At 71.0% G+C, this 23,155-nt stretch carries 15 protein-coding genes; 8 read left to right on the top strand and 7 right to left on the bottom strand.

Annotation, left to right across the window (positions count from 1 at the left end; all coding sequences use genetic code 11):
• Nucleotides 1-113 precede the first annotated feature (113 nt).
• On the top strand, nt 114-860 hold the full coding sequence (locus ABZ386_RS29390) for a response regulator transcription factor (protein ID WP_114253230.1): 747 nt from the start codon (nt 114-116) through the stop codon (nt 858-860).
• A 35-nt stretch (nt 861-895) separates the two neighbouring features.
• Here the strand turns inward: ABZ386_RS29390 and ABZ386_RS29385 are convergent, their stop codons facing one another.
• Together ABZ386_RS29385 and ABZ386_RS29380 are read right to left on the bottom strand one after the other, a co-directional pair.
• The gene (locus ABZ386_RS29385) at nt 896-2,068 is read right to left on the bottom strand and encodes a crosslink repair DNA glycosylase YcaQ family protein (protein ID WP_351342140.1); all 1,173 of its coding nucleotides are present in this window, start codon (nt 2,066-2,068) and stop codon (nt 896-898) included.
• A 203-nt stretch (nt 2,069-2,271) separates the two neighbouring features.
• Nucleotides 2,272-2,838 (bottom strand): GNAT family N-acetyltransferase, encoded by a 567-nt coding sequence (locus ABZ386_RS29380; RefSeq protein WP_351342138.1) that lies wholly within the window; start codon nt 2,836-2,838, stop codon nt 2,272-2,274.
• 280 nt (nt 2,839-3,118) lie between these two features.
• Between ABZ386_RS29380 and secA the strand changes: the two genes are divergently transcribed.
• Entirely contained in the window at nt 3,119-5,965 is a 2,847-nt protein-coding gene (secA, locus tag ABZ386_RS29375; RefSeq protein ID WP_351342136.1) for a preprotein translocase subunit SecA, read from the top strand.
• Between the two features lie 109 nt (nt 5,966-6,074).
• Here secA and ABZ386_RS29370 read toward each other — a convergent pair whose 3' ends face one another.
• Nucleotides 6,075-6,740: an Rv3235 family protein gene (locus ABZ386_RS29370; protein ID WP_356501172.1), complete on the bottom strand. Its 666-nt coding sequence runs from the start codon at nt 6,738-6,740 to the stop codon at nt 6,075-6,077.
• Nucleotides 6,741-7,397: 657 nt separating this feature from the next.
• Here ABZ386_RS29370 and ABZ386_RS29365 point away from each other — a divergent pair.
• The 5 genes from ABZ386_RS29365 (at nt 7,398) to ABZ386_RS29345 (ending at nt 16,407) form a co-directional block, all read left to right on the top strand.
• Nucleotides 7,398-7,913, top strand: coding sequence for a hypothetical protein (locus tag ABZ386_RS29365; protein WP_358966553.1), 516 nt, complete (start codon nt 7,398-7,400; stop codon nt 7,911-7,913).
• Between the two features lie 74 nt (nt 7,914-7,987).
• Nucleotides 7,988-8,653, top strand: a complete 666-nt coding sequence (locus ABZ386_RS29360) for an HAD hydrolase-like protein (protein WP_351342132.1) — start codon at nt 7,988-7,990, stop codon at nt 8,651-8,653.
• Nucleotides 8,654-9,251: 598 nt separating this feature from the next.
• Nucleotides 9,252-14,213, top strand: a complete 4,962-nt coding sequence (locus ABZ386_RS29355; protein ID WP_355724483.1) for an NAD-glutamate dehydrogenase — start codon at nt 9,252-9,254, stop codon at nt 14,211-14,213.
• Between the two features lie 114 nt (nt 14,214-14,327).
• Nucleotides 14,328-14,786 carry a GtrA family protein gene (locus ABZ386_RS29350; RefSeq protein ID WP_351342128.1) on the top strand — a complete coding sequence of 153 codons (459 nt, stop codon included), beginning with the start codon at nt 14,328-14,330 and terminating at the stop codon, nt 14,784-14,786.
• Between the two features lie 85 nt (nt 14,787-14,871).
• A complete protein-coding gene (locus tag ABZ386_RS29345; protein WP_358966550.1) occupies nt 14,872-16,407 on the top strand; it encodes a hypothetical protein in 1,536 nt (511 codons plus the stop codon).
• Nucleotides 16,408-16,645: 238 nt separating this feature from the next.
• On the opposite strand, the gene ABZ386_RS29340 is transcribed toward ABZ386_RS29345, so the two are convergent.
• From ABZ386_RS29340 to ABZ386_RS29325, 4 genes are all read right to left on the bottom strand, one after another.
• Nucleotides 16,646-18,292, bottom strand: coding sequence for a glycosyltransferase family 2 protein (locus ABZ386_RS29340; protein WP_356501134.1), 1,647 nt, complete (start codon nt 18,290-18,292; stop codon nt 16,646-16,648).
• Nucleotides 18,289-20,484, bottom strand: a complete 2,196-nt coding sequence (locus ABZ386_RS29335) for a CDP-glycerol glycerophosphotransferase family protein (protein ID WP_358966547.1) — start codon at nt 20,482-20,484, stop codon at nt 18,289-18,291. The genes ABZ386_RS29340 and ABZ386_RS29335 overlap by 4 nt, the downstream gene beginning before the upstream one ends.
• A gap of 78 nt (nt 20,485-20,562) precedes the next feature.
• Complete coding sequence (locus ABZ386_RS29330; RefSeq protein ID WP_351342120.1) at nt 20,563-21,387, bottom strand: ABC transporter ATP-binding protein; 825 nt, start codon at nt 21,385-21,387, stop codon at nt 20,563-20,565.
• Nucleotides 21,380-22,306, bottom strand: a complete 927-nt coding sequence (locus ABZ386_RS29325) for an ABC transporter permease (protein WP_351342118.1) — start codon at nt 22,304-22,306, stop codon at nt 21,380-21,382. Before ABZ386_RS29325 ends, ABZ386_RS29330 begins: the two co-directional genes overlap by 8 nt.
• A gap of 183 nt (nt 22,307-22,489) precedes the next feature.
• On the opposite strand from ABZ386_RS29325, the gene ABZ386_RS29320 reads away from it, so the two are divergent.
• Entirely contained in the window at nt 22,490-23,116 is a 627-nt protein-coding gene (locus ABZ386_RS29320; protein ID WP_351342116.1) for a TetR/AcrR family transcriptional regulator, read from the top strand.
• The last annotated feature ends 39 nt before the right edge of the window (nt 23,117-23,155 follow it).

The raw sequence follows: 23,155 nt of genomic DNA, 5'->3' as shown, positions 1-23,155 counted from the left end.
CCCCGGCGCCGCCCGGGCATGAAATCATGATGGCCACAGCCCAACCGGTGGGTCGTTGCTCTGGGTTGGCGATGGCTCAGGACCACAGGCCACAGCCTTCAGGGGGAGGAACGATGGCGGACAGCTTCGGACCGATGCGTGACGGGGATGCCGACGACGGCGTCGTCGGCATGGGCCCGGACACGGAGACTCCACGCAAGGAACCGATCAGAGTCCTCGTCGTGGACGACCACGCCCTCTTCCGCCGTGGCCTGGAGATCGTGCTCGCCGCCGAGGAGGACATCCAGGTCATCGGAGAGGCGGGCGACGGCGCCGAGGCGGTCGAGAAGGCCGCCGATCTGCTGCCCGACATCGTGCTGATGGACGTACGGATGCCGAAGCGGGGCGGTATCGAGGCGTGTACCTCCATCAAGGAGGTGGCACCCAGCGCCAAGATCATCATGCTGACGATCAGCGACGAGGAAGCCGATCTCTACGACGCCATCAAGGCGGGCGCGACCGGTTATCTCCTCAAGGAGATCTCCACGGACGAGGTGGCCACGGCCATTCGCGCCGTCGCCGACGGGCAGTCGCAGATCAGCCCGTCCATGGCGTCGAAACTGCTCACCGAGTTCAAGTCGATGATCCAGCGCACGGACGAGCGCCGGCTGGTGCCCGCGCCGCGTCTGACCGACCGCGAACTGGAAGTCCTCAAGCTCGTCGCCACGGGAATGAACAACCGTGACATCGCCAAGGAGTTGTTCATCTCCGAGAACACCGTGAAGAACCACGTGCGCAACATCCTGGAGAAGCTGCAGCTGCACTCCAGGATGGAGGCGGTGGTGTACGCGATGCGGGAGAAGATCCTCGAGATCCGCTAGGGCTCGCTCTCAGCCGAATCCGCTAGGGCTCGCTCTCAGCCGAGAATGCGGGCGAGTTCCTTGACCAGGGGTTCGCGCAGGTCCGGGGCGTCGACGCGTTCCACGCGTACGTCCGTGCAGTCGACCCAGGTCGCCGCCTCGGCCAGGGCCTGGGCGACGGACGGGACCGCCTTCGGGCCGTCGAGCGTGACCTGCTTGGCCACCAGCGTGCGGCCCTCACGGGCGGGATCCACCCGGCCGACGAGCCGTCCGCCGGCCAGGACCGGCATCGCGAAGTAGCCGTACACCCGCTTCTGCTTGGGGACGTAGGCCTCCAGGCGGTGGGTGAAGCCGAAGATCCGCTCCGTGCGCGCCCGCTCCCAGATCAGGGAGTCGAAAGGCGACAGCAGCGTCGTACGGTGACGGCCGCGCGGGGGTGTCTCCAGGGCCGCGGGATCGGCCCAGGCCGGCTTGGACCAGCCCTCGACCGTGACCGGCACCAGGCCCGAGTCGGCGATCACCGCGTCGACCTGCTCGCCCTTGAGGCGGTGGTAGTCGGCGATGTCCGCGCGGGTGCCGACGCCGAGGGACTGGCCCGCCAGCCGGACCAGGCGGCGCAGGCACTCGGTGTCGTCCAGCTCGTCGTGGAGCAGGGCGTCCGGGATCGCGCGCTCGGCGAGGTCGTAGATCCGCTTCCAGCCGCGGCGCTCCACGCACACCACCTCGCCGTACATCAGGGCGCGTTCGACGGCGACCTTGGAGCCGGACCAGTCCCACCAGTCGTTCGTCTTCTTCGCGCCGCCCAACTCGGTGGCCGTCAGGGGGCCTTCGGAGCGGAGCTGCTCGATGACCTTGTCGTAGGCGCCGTCCGGGAGTTCGTGGTTCCAGTGCGGGCGGTTGCGGTAGGCGCGGCGGCGGAAGGCGAAGTGGGGCCACTCCTCGATGGGGAGGATGCAGGCCGCGTGGGACCAGTACTCGAAGGAGTGCGTGTCCTTCCAGTAGGCGTTCTCCACCGTCTTCCGGCCTACCGCGCCCAGGCGGGCGTACGGGACGAGTTCGTGGGAGCGGGCCAGGACCGAGATCGTGTCGAGCTGTATCGCGCCCAGGTGGCGGAGGACGCCGCGGACGCCGGAGCGGCGGTCGGGGGCGCCGAGGAAGCCTTGGGCGCGGAGCGCGATCCTGCGGGCGTCGTCTGCGGAGAGCTCTGTTGCGGGGCGCGGGGTGGTCATGGTCGGCACGATAGGGGGTGGGACTGACAGTGGGGGTGCCTGCGGGGTTGGGGTCATGGTGCTGGGCGTGACGGCTGGGGCGGGTGGGTCCGCAACCCGACGGAGCGGGGTGCCTCCCCCAAGCTCTCGGCTTCGCTCGAGCAGGGGGACCCCCACCGCCCACCCGTGCCGCCCCAGCGGCACGACTGCCCGCAGCTGAGCAGCTAGGGAGCGGGCAAGTACGGGGCCGTCGACGGGAGGTTCAAGTCCGACGGGAGCAAGGAGCCGATCCAGGTGTCGTGGCGTACGCCCTTGTTGTTGGTCGCCGAGCGCAGCGTGCCCTCGATCGTGAAGCCGGCTCGTTCCGCCACCGCGCGCGAGGCCCGGTTGCCCACCGTCGCGCGCCATTCGATGCGGTCGATCGCCGCGTGGACGAAGGCCCAGCGGCAGGCGGTGAGGGCGGCTTCCGTGATGTAGCCGTGGGATCGGTGCCGCTTCGCCGTCCAGAAGCCGATCTCGCCCATGCCCAGGGCACGCATGGTGATGCCGAGCATGCCCGCCAGTTCTCCGGAGTGGAGAAAGACGCCGAAGGTGAACATGGAGCCGTCCGCCCAGCCGTCGGGAGCCAGCTGCTCCGTGAAGCTCTGGGCGTGCTCGCGCAGATAGGGCGAGGGGATCGTCGTCCAGCGCTGGATGTCGGGGTCCTGACAGGCCTCGTACACCGCGTCGGTGTCCTGGGGGCCGACCGTGCGCAGCAGGAGGCGGTCCGTGGTGAGGGTGACGGGGTCCATCGGCCGATTCTGCTCGGAGGCGGCCGGTGGTGCCATCTGTTTGCCCTAGGTGAGCGAGTGATCACGCCTGGTGCAATTCGATGGGGGAATGCGGCACTATCCGTGGGGCCGGGGCGTTGTCCCCTTTGAAGCACACGTGAATCAGAATTGAAGCAGCGGACGGTCGCCGTCACGGCAGGCCCTCCCGGCGCGGTGGGGTCCTCGCATACGATGGCCGTTGCTCAGTAAGTCAAGTGGTAACCGACCGTCCCAGGCCCGACCGGCAAGGAGACCAACCCCCGTGTCCGTCCTCTCGAAGATCATGCGTGCAGGCGAAGGCAAGATCCTGCGCAAGCTGCACCGCATCGCGGACCAGGTCAACTCCATCGAAGAGGACTTCGTCGACCTCTCCGACGCCGAGCTGCGGGCCCTCACCGATGAGTACAAGCAGCGGTACGCCGACGGTGAGAGCCTGGACGACCTGCTGCCCGAGGCCTTCGCCACCGTCCGCGAGGCCGCCAAGCGCGTCCTGGGCCAGCGGCACTACGACGTGCAGATGATGGGCGGCGCCGCCCTGCACATGGGGTACGTGGCCGAGATGAAGACCGGTGAGGGCAAGACCCTCGTCGGTACGCTGCCGGCGTACCTGAACGCGCTGTCCGGCGAGGGCGTCCACATCATCACGGTCAACGACTACCTGGCCGAGCGCGACTCCGAAATGATGGGCCGCGTCCACCGCTTCCTGGGCCTGAGCGTCGGCTGCATCCTCGCCAACATGACGCCGGCTCAGCGCCGCGAGCAGTACGCCTGCGACATCACCTACGGCACGAACAACGAGTTCGGCTTCGACTACCTGCGCGACAACATGGCGTGGTCCAAGGACGAGCTCGTCCAGCGCGGCCACAACTTCGCCATCGTCGACGAGGTCGACTCCATCCTCATCGACGAGGCCCGTACGCCGCTGATCATCTCCGGGCCGGCCGACCAGGCCACCAAGTGGTACGGGGACTTCGCCAAGCTGGTGAAGCGCCTCAAGCGCGGCGAGGCCGGCCAGCCCCTCAAGGGCATCGAGGAGACCGGCGACTACGACGTCGACGAGAAGAAGCGCACGGTCGCCATCCACGAGTCCGGTGTCGCCAAGGTCGAGGACTGGCTGGGCATCGACAACCTCTACGAGTCGGTGAACACCCCGCTCGTGGGCTATCTGAACAACGCCATCAAGGCGAAGGAACTGTTCAAGAAGGACAAGGACTACGTCATCATCGACGACGAGGTCATGATCGTCGACGAGCACACCGGACGTATCCTCGCCGGCCGCCGTTACAACGAGGGCATGCACCAGGCGATCGAGGCGAAGGAAGGGGTGCCGATCAAGGACGAGAACCAGACGCTCGCCACGATCACCCTCCAGAACTTCTTCCGCCTGTACAAGCGCCACGACCACAACGGCAAGGAACAGCCCGGTCTGTGCGGCATGACCGGTACGGCCATGACCGAGGCCGCCGAGTTCCACCAGATCTACAAGCTCGGTGTGGTGCCGATCCCGACCAACCGGCCGATGATCCGCAAGGACCAGTCCGACCTGATCTACCGGACCGAGGTCGCCAAGTTCGAGGCCGTCGTCGACGACATCGAGGAGAAGCACCGCAAGGGGCAGCCGATCCTCGTCGGCACCACCTCCGTCGAGAAGTCCGAGTACCTCTCGCAGCAGCTGAGCAAGCGCGGCATCCAGCACGAGGTGCTCAACGCCAAGCAGCACGACCGGGAGGCGACGATCGTCGCCCAGGCCGGCCGCAAGGGCGCGGTCACGGTGGCCACGAACATGGCCGGCCGTGGTACGGACATCAAGCTCGGCGGCAACCCCGAGGACCTCGCCGAGGCCGAGCTGCGCCAGCGCGGTCTCGACCCCGAGGAGCACATCGAGGAGTGGGCGCACGCCCTGCCCGAGGCGCTGGAGCGGGCCGAGAAGGCCGTCAAGGCCGAGAAGGAAGAGGTCGAGAAGCTCGGCGGGCTCTACGTGCTGGGCACCGAGCGGCACGAGTCGCGGCGCATCGACAACCAGCTGCGCGGTCGTTCCGGCCGTCAGGGCGACCCGGGCGAGTCCCGCTTCTACCTCTCCCTCGGTGACGACCTGATGCGGCTGTTCAAGGCCCAGATGGTCGAGCGCGTGATGTCCATGGCGAACGTGCCGGACGACGTGCCGATCGAGAACAAGATGGTCACGCGCGCGATCGCCTCCGCCCAGTCGCAGGTCGAGCAGCAGAACTTCGAGACCCGTAAGAACGTCCTGAAGTACGACGAGGTCCTCAACCGCCAGCGCGAGGTCATCTACGGCGAGCGGCGCCGCGTCCTGGAGGGCGAGGACCTGCACGAGCAGATCCAGCACTTCATGGACGACACCATCGACGCCTACGTCCAGGCCGAGACCGCCGAGGGCTTCCCGGAGGACTGGGACCTCGACCGCCTGTGGGGCGCCTTCAAGCAGCTCTACCCGTGCAACGTCACGGTCGAGGAGCTGGAGGAGGCGGCCGGTGACCGGGCCGGGCTGACCGCCGAGTTCATCGGCGACTCCATCAAGGACGACATCCACGAGCAGTACCAGGCCCGTGAGGCGCAGCTCGGCTCCGAGATCATGCGTGAGCTGGAGCGCCGGGTCGTGCTGTCGGTCCTCGACCGCAAGTGGCGCGAGCACCTCTACGAGATGGACTACCTCCAGGAGGGCATCGGCCTGCGCGCGATGGCGCAGAAGGACCCGCTGGTCGAGTACCAGCGCGAGGGCTTCGACATGTTCACCGCCATGATGGAGGGCATCAAGGAGGAGTCCGTCGGCTACCTGTTCAACCTGGAGGTCCAGGTCGAGCAGCAGGTCGAGGAGGTCCCCGTCGAGGACGCCAAGCCCGTGGCCGACCTGGAGAAGCAGGACTCGGTGCCGGCGCAGGCGGGTGCCCGGCCGGAGATCCGCGCCAAGGGCCTCGACGTCCCGCAGCGGCGCAACCTCCACTTCTCCGCGCCGACGGTCGACGGCGAGGGCGGCACCATCGAGGGCGACTTCACCGAGGACGGCGAGCCGGTGCGTTCCGAGGCCGACGGCCTCACGCGCGCGGAGCGCCGCAAGCAGGCGAAGAGCCGGGGGCGCCGCAAGAAGTGAGTGACGGTGGCTGAGGCACCGTAGCGGCTTGAAGGGCCGGACACCCGAGGGTGTCCGGCCCTTCGGCGTGAGGGGGCCCGGGCGGCGACCCCCGGGGCGGGCCGGAGGGTCAGTCGGCCTCGGCGCGGGGTGGACGGGGGCCGCCCAGTTCCACCGCCGTGCAGCGCCAGCGGAGGTCCTGGCCGAGTTCCAGGCGGAATGCCATGGCGCGCAGTTGGTCGCCGGCGCCGATGCGCGCGAAGGCCTCGATGGCGCCGGGACGGGGTTCGAAGTAGCCGATGTCCCGGACGACGGGGCGGGCGCCGCGTGTGCGCAGGGGGCCGCGCTCGGCCAGCCAGGCCAGTTCGTCGTAGGCGCGGCCGCGGGTGTGGCGGAGCATCGAGTGGACGGGGCGGTGGCCGCTCAGGACGGCGAGGAGGAGGTCGGCGAACAGGTCGGTGGGCAGGGGGTGGGGGATCGCGGCGGTTCGGCGGGCGCCGTGGGTGGGGCGGCCGGGGGTGGGCTCTGAGGTGACCGGGGTGGCAGGGGCGGCCGGGGTGGTGGCTGTGGTGGGCGCCGGAGCGGTGCCTGTCGCCGGCCTGCGGGGTGCCGTGCGGGAGCGCGTGAGGGTCGGTGGGCGGGTGTCGGCGGGGCGGGTGTGAGGGCGCTGGGACCGGGCGGTCGCCGGGGGCCGACCGCCGGCAGCGGCCCGGGAGCGGCCGGGGCCGTCGCCGGGGGTGCGGGGCGGGGCGGCGCTGCCGGAGGTTCGGGGCCGGGGGCTGCCTGCCGGGGCCAGCGGGGTGGTGGGACGTGGGCTTGTGCTTCCGGCGGCTCGGAGCGCGGTGCGGCCGCCGTCTGGCGCGGGTGCGGTGGTGGTACGCGGGGTGGGCGGTGCGGTGGTGTGTGGGTTCGTGCTTCCGGCGGTCCGGGGTGAGGTGTGGCCGTCCGGGGCCGCTGGGGTGGTCGTCCGCGGGGAGGCGTTTCCGGCGGCTTGCGGTGGGGTGGTGCCGGTGCCGGTGCCGGTGCCTCGTGGGCTGGGGGTGCCAGGGGTGTGCTGGTCTCGGCGGGACGGCGGGCGGGTGGTCGGGCGGTGCTGTGCCCTGGTCATGACCTTGTGCATGGGGGGGTCCCCGTTCCGTGGGCCCGGTTGATACCGGGGAGTAACTTCGGGTTGCTGATCTTGTACGGGGCCGACGGGGGCAGGGGCAAGGAAGCGGGCCGCGGGTCCTGGGCGCCGGAATGTTCACCTATCCGGGTGGTATAGGGGCCGTGGGCCCTGTCAGTGCCGGGGTGCGCCGGGTGAATTCCGGGCCTGAGGTGGACGCGTTCGGCGTCACCGGCCGGGACTCGAAAGGGGACGCGCCGCACGTATCCTGAAGGCCGTCCGGAGCTCTTGACCATGGATACCGACCAAGCAGTCCGACCTTGAAACCGACCACGAAAGCGGCCAGCCATGCGTGTCTACGTGCCCCTGACCCTCCCCGCTCTCGCCGAGGCGTACAAGACGGGTGAGCTGGGAGCCGGGCCGTTCGTCGCGTACGCCGTGACGCCCGGGCTGCGGGAGTGGTACCTCTCCGACGACATCGAGGAACTCGAGTACGCGGCGCTGAGCCGGGCCGCACTGGCCTCGCTGCGGCTGCTGGCGGCCGACCCGGGGGCGCCGCGGCGCCGGGTCGTGGTCGCCGTCGACGTCGCCGACCGGGCCGCGAGCACCGACCCCGACCGGGGGCTCGACCCGGCGGCGCTCGGGGAGGTGCGGGTCGCGGGTGCGGTGCCGCTCGCCAAGGCGGCGTCGGTGCACGTCGACGCGGCGGACGCGGAGGCCGATGTGACGGCGGCCGCGGACGCGCTGCCGGCGGCGGACGGCGGGGACGACGACGCGCAGTTCGTCGTGGACGGCGCGGAGGACCACGAGCTGCTGTGGTTCGCCACCCAGGAGATTCCGAATCTGGTGGGGCGCGGGGACTGAGCGGCGCTCCTGGCGGGGGGCGCGTGGAGGTGCCGTTCTCTTGATTGTCAGTGGGGGCGGGTACGTTTTCGGGCATGGGGATGAAGACGGGCGCGCACATTGTCTGGGACTGGAACGGCACGCTGTTCCATGACATCGACGCGATCATCGGGGCGACGAACGCGGCATTCGGCGAGCTGGGGCTGGAGCCGCTGACGCTGGAGCAGTACCGGGAGCTGTACTGCGTGCCGGTGCCCAAGTTCTACGAGCGGCTGATGGGCAGACTGCCCACCGAGGCCGAGTGGGAGCTGATGGACGGCATCTTCCACCGGTACTACGCGGAGCACCGGGTGACGTGCGGGCTGACGGTGGGGGCCGAGGACCTGCTGGCCGGGTGGCGGTCGGCGGGGCGCAGTCAGTCGATCCTGAGCATGTACGTGCACGAGGAGCTCGTGCCGTTGGTGCGGGGGTTCGGGATCGAGCGGCACTTCATACGGGTGGACGGGCGCACCGGGCCGTCGGGCGGCAGCAAGGCCGAGCACATGGTGCGGCATCTCGGGTCGCTGAGTGGAGTGGATCCTGAGCGCACGGTGGTGATCGGGGACGCCGCGGACGATGCGGTGGCCGCGCTGCATGTGGGGGCGCGGGCTGTGCTGTACACCGGGGGATCGCACAGTCGGGCGAGTCTTGAGGCGGTGGGGGTGCCGGTCGTGGACACGCTGGAGGAAGCGGTCGAGGAGGCGGAGCGGCTCGCGGCCTGACCGGAACTGTTCGTTTCGGGGCACTCGGCGTTCTTGCTGAGGCCAGGGCGGTGCGCAGCTCGGCGCGACGAGGTACCTCCCCCAAGCTCTCGGCTTCGCTCGAGCAGGGGGACCCCCACGCCCACCCGTGCCGCCCTTGGCGGCGCGACTGCCCGCAGTTCGATGCGCGCACTGTGCAGAACGTCAAACTTGCAGGGCTGGTTTTGTACACATACGGCTCATGACGGGGGCCCTGTAAGGAGCGATAGCCTTGGTGGCGTGATCAGCGCGATAGTTCGCGGGGACGCCGATGTCCCTGCCCTGCGCCCGGAGAGCACGGACGACATCCGTGTCCGGGCGGCGGTCGCTGGTCTTCGCGGGCGGGACGGGGCATCGAGGACTCCCGGGACGCCGAGCACCACCCGGACCCAGGCGTCGCAGAGAGCAGCGTCACACCGGTGGAGCAGCTCAAGAATGGCTCAGACACCCCCGCTCATCTCGCCTTGCGGCATAGCGTCGGAACAGACCGGATACCCCGTGTCACGACGTGACGTCGCAAGCGCAGAGGCCGTACTTCCTTCTACGTCACGCAACGGCGCGCGACAGGAGCCAGAGGACAATGCAGACCAAGCTGGACGAAGCCAAGGCCGAGTTGCTCGAGAGGGCCGCTCGGGTAGCTGAGAACAGCCCGGTCGGGGGGCACCTACCGACCGGGTCGACGGGCGAGGAGACCCCAGACGCCCAGGAAGCTCCGGACCGCGAGTCCCTGCTCACGTTCCTCCAGCGTTACTACCTGCACACGGCCCCGGAGGACCTCACCGACCGCGACCCGGTCGACGTCTTCGGAGCCGCCGTATCGCACTACCGGCTGGCCGAGAACCGCCCCCAGGGCACGGCCAACGTGCGGGTGCACACGCCCACCGTGGAGGAGAACGGGTGGACGTGCAGCCACTCCGTCGTGGAGGTCGTCACCGACGACATGCCCTTCCTCGTCGACTCCGTCACCAATGAACTGACGCGGCAGGGGCGTGGCATCCACGTCGTCATCCACCCGCAGTTCGTCGTCCGGCGCGACGTGACCGGCAAGCTCATCGAGGTGCTGCCCACGCCCGCGACCGGCGCCGGGAGCCTCCCGCACGACGCGCACGTCGAGTCCTGGATCCACGTCGAGATCGACCGCGAGACCGACCGGGCCGATCTGAAGCAGATCACCGCCGACCTGCTGCGCGTGCTGTCCGACGCCCGCGAGGCCGTCGAGGACTGGGGCAAGATGCGGGACGCGGCCATCCGGCTGGCGGAGGGGCTGCCGGACGAGTCCATCCCCGGCGACCTGCCCGGACCGCAGGTCGAGGAGGCCCGCGAGCTGCTGCGCTGGCTGGCCGACGACCACTTCACCTTCCTCGGTTACCGCGAGTATCAGCTGCGCGACGACGACTCGCTGGCCGCTGTGCCCGGCACCGGCCTCGGCATCCTGCGCGCCGACCCGCACCACGCCGCCGAGGAGAGCCACCCGGTCAGCCCGTCCTTCGAGCGGCTGCCCGCCGACGCCCGCGCCAAGGCACGCGAGCACAAGCTGCTCGTCCTGACCAAGGCGAACAGCCGGGCGACCGTGCACCGGCCGTCGTACCTGGACTACATCGGCGTGAAGAAGTTCGACGCCGAGGGCAACGTCGTGGGCGAGCGGCGGTTCCTCGGGCTGTTCTCGTCCGCCGCGTACACCGAGTCCGTGCGGCGCGTCCCCGTCATCCGGCGCAAGGTCGAGGAGGTCCTCGAACAGGCCGGGTTCTCGCCCAACAGCCACGACGGGCGCGACCTGCTGCAGATCCTGGAGACGTACCCGCGCGACGAGCTGTTCCAGACCCCGGCCGACGAGCTGCGGTCCATCGTCACGTCCGTCCTCTACCTCCAGGAACGCCGGCGCCTGCGCCTCTACCTGCGCCAGGACGAGTACGGGCGCTACTACTCCGCCCTCGTCTACCTCCCGCGCGACCGCTACACCACGGCCGTCCGCCTGCGGATCATCGAGATCCTCAAGGAGGAGCTCGGCGGCATCAGCGTCGACTTCACGGCCTGGAACACCGAGTCGATCCTCTCCCGGCTGCACTTCGTGGTCCGCGTCCCGCAGGGCACCGAGCTGCCGGAGCTGTCCGACGCCGACAAGGAGCGCATCGAGGCCCGGCTGGTGGAGGCCGCCCGCTCCTGGGAGGACGCCTTCGCCGAGGCGCTCAACGCCGAACTCGGCGAGGAGCGCGCGGCCGAACTGATGCGCCGCTACGCGCACGCCTTCCCCGAGGGCTACAAGGCCGACCACAACCCGCGCGCCGCGGTCGCCGACCTCATCCACCTGGAGCAGCTGAACGCCGAGGAGGGCAAGGACTTCGCGCTCAGCCTCTACGAGCCGGTGGGCGCCGCCCCCGAGGAGCGCCGCTTCAAGATCTACCGCACGGGCGACGCGATCTCCCTGTCGGCGGTGCTGCCGGTCCTCAACCGGCTCGGCGTCGAGGTCGTCGACGAACGGCCGTACGAGCTGCGCTGCTCGGACCGCAGTGTGGCCTGGATCTACGACTTCGGGCTGCGCATGCCCCGCGCCAAGGGCGGCGGCGTGGACTACCTGGGCGACGACGCCCGCGAGCGGTTCCAGGACGCCTTCGCGGCCACCTGGACGGGCAAGGCGGAGAACGACGGCTTCAACGCCCTGGTGCTGAGCGCCGGGCTGAGCTGGCGGCAGGCGATGGTGCTGCGGGCGTACGCGAAGTACCTGCGCCAGGCGGCGTCGACGTTCAGCCAGGACTACATGGAGGACACCCTCCGCAACAACGTCCACACCACCCGGCTGCTCGTCTCCCTGTTCGAGGCGCGGATGTCGCCGGACCGGCAGCGCGCGGGACACGAGATCGTGGACGCGCTGCTGGAGGAGGTCGACGCGGCCCTCGACCAGGTGGCCTCGCTCGACGAGGACCGGATCCTCAGGTCGTTCCTCACGGTCATCAAGGCGACCCTGCGGACGAACTTCTTCCAGGAGGCCGCGGGCGGCAAGCCGCACGAGTACGTCTCCATGAAGTTCGACCCGCAGGCCATCCCGGACCTGCCCGCGCCGCGCCCCGCGTTCGAGATCTGGGTGTACTCGCCCCGGGTCGAGGGTGTGCACCTGCGCTTCGGCAAGGTCGCACGCGGCGGCCTGCGCTGGTCCGACCGGCGGGAGGACTTCCGCACGGAGATCCTCGGCCTGGTCAAGGCGCAGATGGTGAAGAACACCGTCATCGTGCCGGTCGGCGCGAAGGGCGGCTTCGTCGCCAAGCAGCTGCCGGACCCGAGCGTCGACCGCGACGCGTGGATGGCCGAGGGCATCGCCAGCTACAAGACGTTCATCTCGGCGCTGCTCGACATCACCGACAACATGGTCGCGGGCGAGGTCGTGCCCCCGGCCGACGTCGTCCGGCACGACGAGGACGACACCTACCTCGTCGTCGCCGCCGACAAGGGCACCGCGACCTTCTCCGACATCGCCAACGGGGTCGCCGAGAAGTACAACTTCTGGCTCGGCGACGCCTTCGCCTCCGGCGGCTCCGCCGGCTACGACCACAAGGGCATGGGCATCACCGCCCGCGGCGCCTGGGAGTCCGTCAAGCGGCACTTCCGGGAGCTGGGCGTGGACACCCAGACCGAGGACTTCACGGTCGTCGGCATCGGCGACATGTCCGGTGACGTGTTCGGCAACGGCATGCTGCTCTCCGAGCACATCCGCCTGGTCGCCGCCTTCGACCACCGGCACATCTTCATCGACCCGAACCCGGACGCCGCCACCTCCTACGCCGAGCGCCGCCGCCTCTTCGAGCTGCCCCGCTCCAGCTGGGAGGACTACAACAAGGAGCTGCTGTCCGCCGGCGGCGGGATCTTCCCGCGCACGGCCAAGGCGATCCCCGTCAACGCGCACATCCGCGAGGCCCTCGGCATCGAGGCCAAGGTCACCAAGCTGACCCCGGCCGACCTGATGAAGGCCATCCTCCAGGCGCCGGTGGACCTGCTGTGGAACGGCGGCATCGGCACGTACGTCAAGTCCTCGGCCGAGTCCAACGCGGACGTCGGCGACAAGGCCAACGACGCCATCCGCGTCGACGGCCAGGACCTGCGCGTCAAGGTCGTCGGCGAGGGCGGCAACCTCGGCCTCACCCAGCTCGGCCGGATCGAGTTCGCGCTGCACGGCGGCCGGATCAACACCGACGCCATCGACAACAGCGCGGGCGTGGACACCTCCGACCACGAGGTGAACATCAAGATCCTGCTCAACGGCCTGGTCACCGACGGCGACATGACCGTCAAGCAGCGCAACAAGCTGCTCGCCGACATGACCGACGAGGTCGGCCACCTGGTGCTGCGCAACAACTACGCGCAGAACACGGCGATCGCCAACGCCCTCGCCCAGTCCAAGGACATGCTCCACGCCCAGCAGCGCTTCATGAAGCACCTGGTCAGGGAGGGCCACCTCGACCGGGCGCTGGAGTTCCTGCCCACCGACCGGCAGATCCGCGAGCGGCTCAGCAACGGGCAGGGCCTGACCGGGCCCGAGACGGCCGTCCTGCTGGCGTACACGAAGATCACGGTCGCCGAGGAGTTGCTGCACACCTCGCTGCCGGACGACCCGTACCTCAAGGGCCTGCTGCACGCGTACTTCCCGACCGAGCTGCGCGAGCAGTTCCCGGACCGGCTCGACGGCCACCCGCTGCGCCGTGAGATCACCACGACGGTGCTGGTCAACGACACGGTCAACACGGGCGGTACGACGTATCTGCACCGGCTGCGCGAGGAGACGGGCGCGTCGCTGGAGGAGATCGTGCGGGCGCAGACCGCGGCCCGGGCGATCTTCCGCCAGTCCCCGGTGTGGGACGGGGTCGAGGCGCTCGACAACAAGGTCGAGGCCGAGGTCCAGACCCGCATCCGGCTGCACTCCCGGCGTCTGGTGGAGCGCGGCACGCGCTGGCTGCTCAACAACCGGCCGCAGCCGCTGGAGCTCGCCGAGACGGTCGACTTCTTCGCCGACCGGGTCGAGCAGGTCTGGGGGGAGCTGCCGAAGCTGCTGCGCGGCGCCGACCTGGAGTGGTACCAGAAGATCCACGACGAGCTGACGGGCGCCGGCGTGCCGGACGAGCTCGCCACCCGGGTGGCCGGGTTCTCCTCCGCCTTCCCGACGCTCGACATCGTCTCGGTCGCGGACCGCATGGGCCGGGAGCCGCTGGACGTCGCGGAGGTCTACTACGACCTGGCCGACCGGCTGCGCATCACCCAGCTGATGGACCGCATCATCGAGCTGCCCCGCGCGGACCGCTGGCAGTCCATGGCCCGCGCGGCGATCCGCGAGGACCTGTACGCGGCGCACGCGGCGCTGACCGCCGACGTGCTGGCGGTGGGCAACGGCACCTCGACGCCCGAGCAGCGCTACCAGGCGTGGGAGCAGAAGAACGCGGCGATCCTCGGCCGGGCCCGGACGACGCTGGAGGAGATCCAGAGCTCGGACGCGTTCGACCTCGCCAACCTGTCGGTGGCGATGCGCACGATGAGGACGCTGCTGCGGACGCATTCGTAGGGCGTACGGCGTGGCGAGCGCCCCGGGCCGGCCACCGGCCCGGGGCGCTCGTTCTTGGCCCGCCTTAGGGCGATTCGAGTGGAGGACTTACCGAATCCGGCTAAGGCTTGTGGCGTGACTGTGAACCTGTCCGAGGAGCGAGCGGCCGCTCCCGCCCTCCCCGTCAAGCGCGTCGTCCTCGAAGTGGTGAACTTCGCGGTGGTCGGCGGCAGCGGCGTCGCGGTGAACTTCCTGGTGTTCAACGTGCTCCTGCACGGGCTGCACTGGGCCGCCATGGTGGCGACCGTGCTGGCCAGCCTGGTCGCCATGGGCACCAACTACCTCGGTTTCCGGTACTTCACCTACCGCGACAGGGCGTCGCGGACGAGGCGCCAGATCGCGCTGTTCTTCGTCTTCAGCGGCATCGGCGTCGCCATGGAGAGCGGACTGTTCTTCGCCGGGTACCACGGGCTGGGGCTGGCCGGGCCCGTCGAGTCGAACCTGGTCAAGGCCGTTTCCATCGTTCTGGCGTCGGCCTTCCGGTTCCTCGTCTACCGCACCTGGGTGTTCCAGCACGATGCGCGCCGCGCCTAGGGCCCTTCTGATGGAACTCCGCGGCGTCGCGACGCCCGGCACGCCCGCTCGCCGCACGGAGCGGAGGGCCAGGTGGCTCCGCCACATGACCCTCCGCCCCGCACGCCGATCGCACGCACCGAACGCCGCTCCTTCTCCCACGGAGATCCATCAGAAGGGCCCTGGACCGGCGGTCGTCGCCGCGCAGGCCGCCGCCGCGGTGGCCGTCCTGCTGCTGCTCCTCGTGATCGTCCGGCTGCCGTGGGCCGGGGACCTCGGGATGCACGCGGCGACCGTGCAGCGGCTGCGGCACGACCTCGTCGAACCGGGCAATCCGCTCGTCGACGCGGACACGCCGAGTCCGTACTACTCGCCGTGGATGCTGGTGCTGGGGTGCGTCGCGCGGGTGAGCCGGCTGTCGGTCTTCGTGGTGCTGCGGCTCGGGGCGCTGGCCGGGCTCGGGCTGCTGGTGAGCGGGGTGTGGCGGTACGTGCGGACCCTCGACGGCCATCGGGCCGCGCCTGCCCTGGCCCTGCTGAGCCTGCTCTTCCTGTGGGGGACGGCCCTGTTCAACTGGAGCGGCTTCTACGGGCTCAACTCGCTCGCGCTGACGGTGTCGTACCCGAGTGTTTTCGCGCTGGGCCTGGCGTTCCACCTCTGGGCGTGGCTGGGGCGGGCGGTGCGCCGGGACGCCGGGTGGGGGACATGGCTGGGGCTGGGGGCGCTGTGGGCGGTGATTCTGCTGTGTCACCAGTTCTCGGGCGTGGTGGCCTCGCTGGGGGCGGCCGCGACGCTGCTCGCCGCGCGGCCCGGGCGGGGCACGTGGCTGCGGCTCGGGGGCGGGGCCGCGGTGGGGCTTGGCGTGCTGCTGCTCTGGCCGTACTACGACTTCTTCGCCCTGTCCGGGGCGGGGGACGGGCTGGAGGCGGTGCACCGGCCGCTGTACGCGGACCTGCTCGGGCGGTACTGGCTGGTGCTGCTCGGGGTGGTGGCCCTCGGGGTGCGGTGGCGGCGGGACCGGTGGGATCCGCTGGTGCTGTTCTTCGGGCTGGGGGTGGTCGTCGTCGCAGCGGGCGGGCTGAGCGGGCACTACTCGTGGGGCCGGGCGTTGCCGGCGGCGCTGATCCCGGCGCAGCTCGCGGCGGCGCTGGAGGCGGTGGCGGCCGGGCGGCGGGCGGTGCGGGCGGGGTGGGCGTGCGCGCTGGGCGCGGCGCTGACGGTGGGGGCGTGGACGCAGGCCGGGACGGTCGGGTACGTGGTGCCGCGGGGGGATCTGCCGGAGGCAGTCGCGGAGAAGTACCGGCAGCCGTGGGCGGGGTACCACTGGATCACGCCGTGGGTGAAGTACGGGGACGTGGTGATGGCCCGGGCGGGGCGGCCGGCTCGGCAGATCCCGGCGTACGGGGCGTACACCGTGGCGCCCGGGTATCCCGACTTCTTCCTGCCGGACGAGGGGCGGCGGGAGGAGGCTGTGCGGCGGTACTTCGCGGAGGGGGCGTCGGGGAGGGAGCGGGGGGAGATTCTGCGGGCGTATGGGGTGCGGTGGGTTGTGGCGGGGGAGTGGGCGGGGGCACGGGGTGGCGGGTTGCGGGAGGTGGCTCGGGGGCCTGGGGGGCAGGTGCTCTATGCGGTGGTGGGGTGACTGGTGCGGTGGGGTTGTTGGGTTGAGGTTGGGGCTGGGGGCGGTGTTCTCATCCGGGGGAGGAGCCGGGCGCGTCTGTGCTGGGGGCGGGTGGGTCCGCAGCCCGGCGGAGCGGGGTGCCGCTGCGCCCACCCGTACCGCCTGGGGGTCCCCCTGCTCGAAGAGCTTGGGGGAGGCACGATTGCCCGCAACTCAGCTGATCTCACGGGGGCGCAGCTCGGCAGGCCTTCGCGCCGGGCTACTTGAGCGCGCTCGCCAGCAAGCGGGCTGCCCGCTTCACCCGAGGTCGGGCCAGGCGGCGTACCGCCGGGTGGAGCAGAGTCGCCGTCACACCCGTCGGTTCCCAGCGGGCCTGGAGGCGGCCGGGGCCATGGCCCTCGGGTTCCAGGGTGAGGCGGTGGTGGGGGATGCCCGTGGTCAGGGTGGGGAACGTCAGGGGGGCCAGGAGGAGGCCCGTGTTGGTCAGGCCCTGGTGGTGCAGGCGGAGCAGGGGGTGACGGACTCCGGTGAAGCCCTGGAGGGGGAGGGAGACGGCCGCCAGGTCCAGGTGGGCGTGGCCCTCGAAGATGCCCGGGCGGACGGGGTCAAGGCGGAAGTCGACGCGGAGGCGGCGGCCGCCCGGGGCGATGAGGAGCGTCGCCCGCTGAGGGCCGACGGGGAGGCGCAGGGCCGGGTCGTACGTGCGGATGGTGAGGTCGACCGAGGCGCCGGGGCCTCGGGTGATCTCCGTGATCTCGTGGCGGAACTGGGCGCTCGGGAAGGGCCGGGTCTCCAGTTCCAGGTCCGAGATGTCCAGTTCGCGGCGGGACCAGGCGGAGGAGGGGATCCGGTCGCCCCAGTAGGCGCGGCCCTCCGCGTCCGTCGTCACCCGCCTCGGCGCGACTCCGTGGCCCAGACCCCGGGCGGCCAGCCGGGCTTCGCGCAGGCGGCGGTCGCGGATCAGCTGGATCACCACGCGCTCGGCGCGCGGGAGGCGGGTGAACGCGCCCGGGGTGAGCGTGTCGAGGTAGGGGGTGACGATGTCCGCGAAGGACGTCAGCCAGGCGTCGTCCCGGTAGGGCAGGTCACCGGCGTACATCCGGAAGTCGTGCTTGAGGAACTTGTGGTCCTTGTCCTCGCGCAGCGACTCGTGCCCGCTCTCGGCGAGGAACGTGTCGATGAGGTGCTGGACGTGGATCCGGTCCCGGACGTTGGCGAGTTTGTGCCGCTGGTTGGATATCGAGGCCGCGTCGGAGGCCGCGTAGGGGGCCACGTACCAGCGGTACACCGGCTCCGGGATGATCGTGAAGCGCTTGGCCAGGCAGTATGCCTGCGCCGAGAACAGCTGGTCCTCGTAGTGGATGCCCTCGGGGAAGCGCAGGCCGTGCCGGTCGAGGAAGGCGCGGGCGTACATCTTGCTCGTCGACAGGTGCTCGAAGAGCAGGCGTGGGTCGGCCTCGATGCCGTCGAGGGTGCGGCGCTCGGCGACCAGGTGCGGCATCCACGTCGAGCGGCGGCCGCTGTCCGCCCGGATCCGCTGCACGGCGCCCATCGCGAAGTCGATCTCGCGCTCGCGGTGCGCGGCGAGCAGCAGTTCGACGGCGTCGTCGGGGAGTTCGTCGTCGCTGTCGAGGAACATCAGGTACGGCGCCCGGGCGATCTCCAGGGCGCGGTTGCGCGGGGCGCTGCAGCCGCCGCTGTTGCGCTCCAGGCGGAGGTGGCGGATACGGGGGTCCTCGGCCGCCAGCCGCTGGGCCACCGCCGGGGTGGCGTCCGTGGAGTGGTCGTCGCTGATGATGATCTCGATGTTCGCGTGGGTCTGCCGGCGCACCGAGGCGACCGCGCGCGTGAGGCGTTCGGCGTCGTTGTAGACGATGACCGTCACGGTGACGTCGGGGGTGCTCATGCGGTCGCCTCCTGCGGGGTCGGGGCCGGGGTGCGCTCCTCGATCGGCAGGACCGGCGGCAGTTCGCTCTCGTCCTGGCCGAGGAAGACCCGGCGGACGACGCGCTCGGCGGCGCGGCCGTCGTCGTACTCGCAGAACCGGCGCCGGAAGACGGCCCGGGCCTTCGCCGCGCCCTCGTCGCGCCAGGCGTCGGTGGTGAGGATCTCCGTCAGCTCCTCCTGGGTGCGGGCCACCGGGCCCGGGGCCTCGGCCATCAGGTCGAAGTAGACGCCGCGGGTGGTGCGGTACGTCTCCCAGTCGTCGGCGTGGATCACGAGCGGCCGGTCGAGGTTGGCGTAGTCGAACATGATCGAGGAGTAGTCCGTGACCAGGGCGTCCGCCGCCAGGCACAGCTCCTCGACCGGGTCGTAGGAGGAGACGTCGATGATCCGGCCCGTGCGGCGCAGGTTGGTGAGCGGGGAGGCGGCGCCGCCGTAGAAGTAGTGGCCGCGGACGAGGAGGACCGTTTCCTCGCCGAGCCGGTCGGCGAGGGCGGCGAGGTCCAGGCGCGGGGTCCAGCCGGCCTCGTAGTCGCGGTGGGTGGGCGCGTAGAGGACGGCCCGGCGGCCGGGGGCGATGCCGAGGCGGTCGCGGATCGCGCGGATGTCGGCGGCGCCGGCCGTGTAGTACACGTCGTTGCGCGGATAGCCGTGGTCCAGGGAGACGTAGCGCGAGGGGTAGGCGCGCTCCCACATGCGGGTGGTGTGGCTGTTGGCGGAGACGCTGAAGTCCCACTTGTCGATGCGCTCCAGCAGGGCCTGGAAGTCCAGGCCCTGCGCGGCCGCCGGGTAGGCCAGCTGGTCGATGCCCATGCGCTTCAGCGGTGTGCCGTGGTGGGTCTGGACGTGGACCGCGTCGGGGCGCTTGACCACCGCGTTGGGGAAGTTGACGTTGTTGACCAGGTACTTGGCGGTCGCCAGCACCTCCCAGTAGCGGCGGCTGCCGGGCACGACGTGGTCGGTGCCGGGCGGCAGCAGGGCCGCGTTCTCCTCGGTCACCACCCACACGGCGTGGATCTGCGGGGCGAGTTCGGCGAGCTTCGCGGCGATCGCGGCCGGATTGCAGGCGACCCCGCGGTTCCAGTACGCCGAGAACACCGCCAGGTTGGGGTTGACCGGGCGGCCGAGCGCCCTGCGGTACTGGTGGTCGCGGAGCTTGGCGCCGACCTGGCGCTTGCGGGTCCGTACGGCCGACCTGGCGGTGCGGCGCGTGCGGTTGACGGCCTGGAAGGCCCGGTACTTGGCGTACGCGCCCTCTTCGAGCAGGGAGCGGCGGACGCCTTCGAGGCCGGCCGGGCGCCGGTAGCCCTCGGGGCGGCGGCGCAGGGCGGCCAGGGACGCCCGGCGGAAGAACTCCCGCGCGACCTCGTCCGGCATGCCGCCCCGGGCGAAGGTGCGCAGGCAGTCGCGGACCATGACGTCGTAGAGGACGGTGTGGGCGGCGCGGCGGTCGCGGGCGAGGTCGAGGAGGGACTCGTAGCGCTCGACGAGGCCGTAGCGCTGCTCGGGCGTGACCGGGGGCAGGCTGGCGGGGCGCAGCCTGCGGTCCTCGTAGGCGACGTGTGGCAGGCAGGCGACGCGGTCGGCGAGCAGCAGGGCGGCCAGGGCGGCGTACGGCTCGTCGTCGGTGGTGAGCCGCGGCTCGTGCGCCCGCCAGAAGTCCGCGCGCAGGACGCGGGTGCCGAGCAGCGGGGTCAGCCGCAGCAGGGGCGCGCAGTCGTCCAGGGCGACGTCGGCCCGGCCCGCGCGGGCGAGCAGCGAGCCGTCCGGGGAGGGCATGCCGGAGGTGTGCCAGGTGCTGCGCACATGGTCGAGGAGGAGGACGTTCACCTCGCCCGGCAGCTCCGCCACCCGCTCGGCGACCGTGCGCGGGGCGCCGGCGGGCAGGCCGTCCTTGGCGTGGACGAAGTGCAGCCACCGGCCGGAGGCCCGGGCCGCGCCCGCCGCCCGGGCGGCGGCGTCGCCCGTGCCGTCCGGCAGCGGCAGGACCTGGACGTCCGGGGTGTGCCGCTCGGCGGTCTCCCGGGCCCAGTCGCCGACCGCGGCCACGATCACCTCGGCGTCCGGGAGGGGGTGGGCGGCGAGGGAGTCGAGGAGTTCCGTCAGGTGGTCCTGCACGTTCGGCCCGTGGACGACGACGCTGAGCTCGGTCATCACGGGGACTCCTTCTCGCGGCTGCACCTATGCGGTCATGGTGCCATCAATGAGACAAAAGGGCCGACCGAGTGCGCCTCACGAGGGAACCGCCGCCTTGGGCTTGGGCTTCGGCGACTTGTCGCCGGTGAACGCCTCGTACTCCTTCAGGACGTCCTCCGTCGGCCCGTCCATGCGCAGCTCCCCGCGCTCCAGCCACAGCACGCGGTCGCAGGTGTCGCGGATCGACTTGTTGTTGTGGCTGACCAGGAAGACCGTGCCCGCGTGCTTGCGCAGCTCGCGGATGCGGTCCTCGGAGCGCTTCTGGAAGGAGCGGTCGCCGGTGGCCAGCGCCTCGTCGATCAGCAGGACGTCGTGGTCCTTGGCGGCGGCGATGGAGAACCGCAGCCGGGCCGCCATGCCGGAGGAGTACGTGCGCATCGGCAGCGTGATGAAGTCGCCCTTCTCGTTGATGCCCGAGAAGTCGACGATCTCCTGGTAGCGCTCCCTGATCTGCTCCCGGGACATGCCCATGGCGAGACCGCCGAGGTGGACGTTGCGCTCGCCGGTGAGGTCGTTCATCAGGGCGGCGTTGACGCCGAGGAGGGAGGGCTGGCCGTCGGTGTAGATGTGGCCGTTCTCCACGGGGAGGAGCCCCGCGACGGCTTTCAGCAGGGTCGACTTGCCGGAGCCGTTCGTGCCGATCAGGCCGATCGCCTCGCCCCGGTAGGCGACGAAGGACACGTTCTTCACGGCGTGCACCCGGCGCACGCCCGCCGCCTTCTCGGTCTGCTTGCGGCGCACGATGCGGTTGAGGGCGGCGGTCGCGGAGCCGCGTCCGGCGCCGGTGCCGTTGACGCGGTAGACGATGTCGACGCCGTCGGCGACGACGGTGGGGATCTTCTCGCTCGGGTGCTCAGCCACGGCCGTACGTCTCCTCAGCCTTCCAGAAGTAGATGAAGCCGCCGACGCCTGCGAGCAGCGCCCAGCCGGCCGCGATCGCCCACACGTGGGCGGGCAACTGGCTCGCGTGGAAGCTGTCGATCAGGGCGAAGCGCATCAGGTCGATGTAGACGGCGGCCGGGTTGGTCGCCAGCGCGACCTTCACCACGTGGGGCAGGCCGTCCTTCTGCGCCAGCTTGTCGATGCTCCACATGACACCCGAGACATACATCCAGGTGCGCAGCACGAACGGCATCAGCTGGGCGATGTCGGGGGTCTTGGCACCCATCCGGGCCATGACCATGGAGACGCCCGCGTTGAACGTGAACTGCAGGAACAGCGCCGGCACCGCCAGCAGCCAGGACGCGCGGACCGGCACCCCGAAGCAGAGCAGGATGACGACCAGGGCGCCCATCGAGAACAGCAGCTGCTGGAGCTGCTGGAGGCAGAACGACAGCGGCAGCGCGGCGCGCGGGAAGTGCAGGGCGCGGACCAGGCCGAGGTTGCCGGAGATGGCGCGGGTGCCCGCCATGATCGAGCTCTGCGTGAACGTCCAGATGAACACGCCCGTGACCAGGAACGGGATGTAGTCCGGCACGCCGTGCTTGGTGCCGAGCAGCACGCCGAAGATGAAGTAGTAGACCGCCGCGTTCAGCAGCGGGGTCATCACCTGCCACACCTGGCCGAGCTTCGCCTGGCTGTACTGGGCGGTGAGCTTGGCGGTGGCGAACGCGGTGATGAAGTGGCGGCGGGCCCACAGCTGGCGGACGTACTCGGGCAGGGAGGGGCGGGCGCCGCTGACGGACAGGCCGTGCCGGGCGGCGAGGGCCGCGAGGTCGTGTCCGGCCGGGGTGGGGGCCGGGGCCGGGGTCTGGGGCGGTGTGTGGAGGACCTGGCTCACATCCGCTGCTTTCGCTCGGGGGGAGGGGGGACCTGAGGGCCGCGAAGGGTCGTGAGGGGTGCTTCTTACCGGACTCTTCACGAGTTTTTACGTCGGGACGGGACCGTATCGTCGTAACGGGAGCGTACGTCGGGCGAGCGTCGGAACGCAACCGTTTCGTCGTGACGCCCTATGCTGTCCGGCATGACGACGAAGCCCGACGAGCCCCAGCAGCCCCCGCGCCGCCGGGCCCCCGCGGGGGCGGCCGTACTGCGGGAGGACGTGACGGAAGCCATCCGGGCGGCCGTCTTCGAGGAACTCGCGGCCGTCGGCTACGCGCGGATGTCCATCGAGGGGATCGCGCGCCGGGCGGGCGTCGGGAAGACGGCGGTCTACCGCCGCTGGCGCTCGAAGCTGCACCTGGTCCTGGACATCGTCTCGGCGCTCGCCGTGCAGGGCCTGCCCGCGCCGGACACCGGCTCCCTGGAGGGCGACCTGCGGCTGCTCTACGAGGTGACGTCCCGTGCCCTGCGCCACCCCGTCGCCTCGCAGATCATCCCCGACCTCCAGGCCGAGGCGGCCCGCAACCCCGACATCGCCGAGGCCCTGCAGAAGGCCCTGCGCGAGGGGCAGGACGGCGTCGCCACCGGCATCGTCACGGCGGCGGAGCGCCGCGGCGAACTCCGCGAGGGCCTCGACCGCGACCTGGCCCTCGACCTGATCTCGGGCCCGCTGTACTGGCGCTCGGTGGTGATCCGCAGCCCGAAGCTGCCCAAGGGCTACCTGGCTTCCCTGGCCCGGACCACGGCGGCGGCGTTGCGGGCGCTGTAGGAACCGCCGCCGACGGGCGTCGCAGCCGCGGGGCGTCTG

It is taken from the genome of Streptomyces sp. NPDC006140 (assembly GCF_040628815.1).
Lineage (GTDB): Bacteria > Actinomycetota > Actinomycetes > Streptomycetales > Streptomycetaceae > Streptomyces.
Note: the sequence above shows the minus strand (reverse complement) of the source record. Positions and strands in the feature narration are given on the sequence as shown.

Excerpts from the sequence above, each read along its gene's own strand:
- ABZ386_RS29335 (WP_358966547.1), bottom strand. The coding sequence starts at position 20,484 with ATGACCGAGCTCAGCGTCGTCGTCCACGGGCCGAACGTGCAGGACCAC.
- ABZ386_RS29380 (WP_351342138.1), bottom strand. The coding sequence starts at position 2,838 with ATGGACCCCGTCACCCTCACCACGGACCGCCTCCTGCTGCGCACGGTC.
- ABZ386_RS29390 (WP_114253230.1), top strand. The coding sequence starts at position 114 with ATGGCGGACAGCTTCGGACCGATGCGTGACGGGGATGCCGACGACGGC.
- ABZ386_RS29345 (WP_358966550.1), top strand. The coding sequence starts at position 14,872 with ATGACCCTCCGCCCCGCACGCCGATCGCACGCACCGAACGCCGCTCCT.
- ABZ386_RS29365 (WP_358966553.1), top strand. The coding sequence starts at position 7,398 with ATGCGTGTCTACGTGCCCCTGACCCTCCCCGCTCTCGCCGAGGCGTAC.
- ABZ386_RS29385 (WP_351342140.1), bottom strand. The coding sequence starts at position 2,068 with ATGACCACCCCGCGCCCCGCAACAGAGCTCTCCGCAGACGACGCCCGC.
- ABZ386_RS29360 (WP_351342132.1), top strand. The coding sequence starts at position 7,988 with ATGGGGATGAAGACGGGCGCGCACATTGTCTGGGACTGGAACGGCACG.
- ABZ386_RS29320 (WP_351342116.1), top strand. The coding sequence starts at position 22,490 with ATGACGACGAAGCCCGACGAGCCCCAGCAGCCCCCGCGCCGCCGGGCC.
- ABZ386_RS29355 (WP_355724483.1), top strand. The coding sequence starts at position 9,252 with ATGCAGACCAAGCTGGACGAAGCCAAGGCCGAGTTGCTCGAGAGGGCC.
- ABZ386_RS29340 (WP_356501134.1), bottom strand. The coding sequence starts at position 18,292 with ATGAGCACCCCCGACGTCACCGTGACGGTCATCGTCTACAACGACGCC.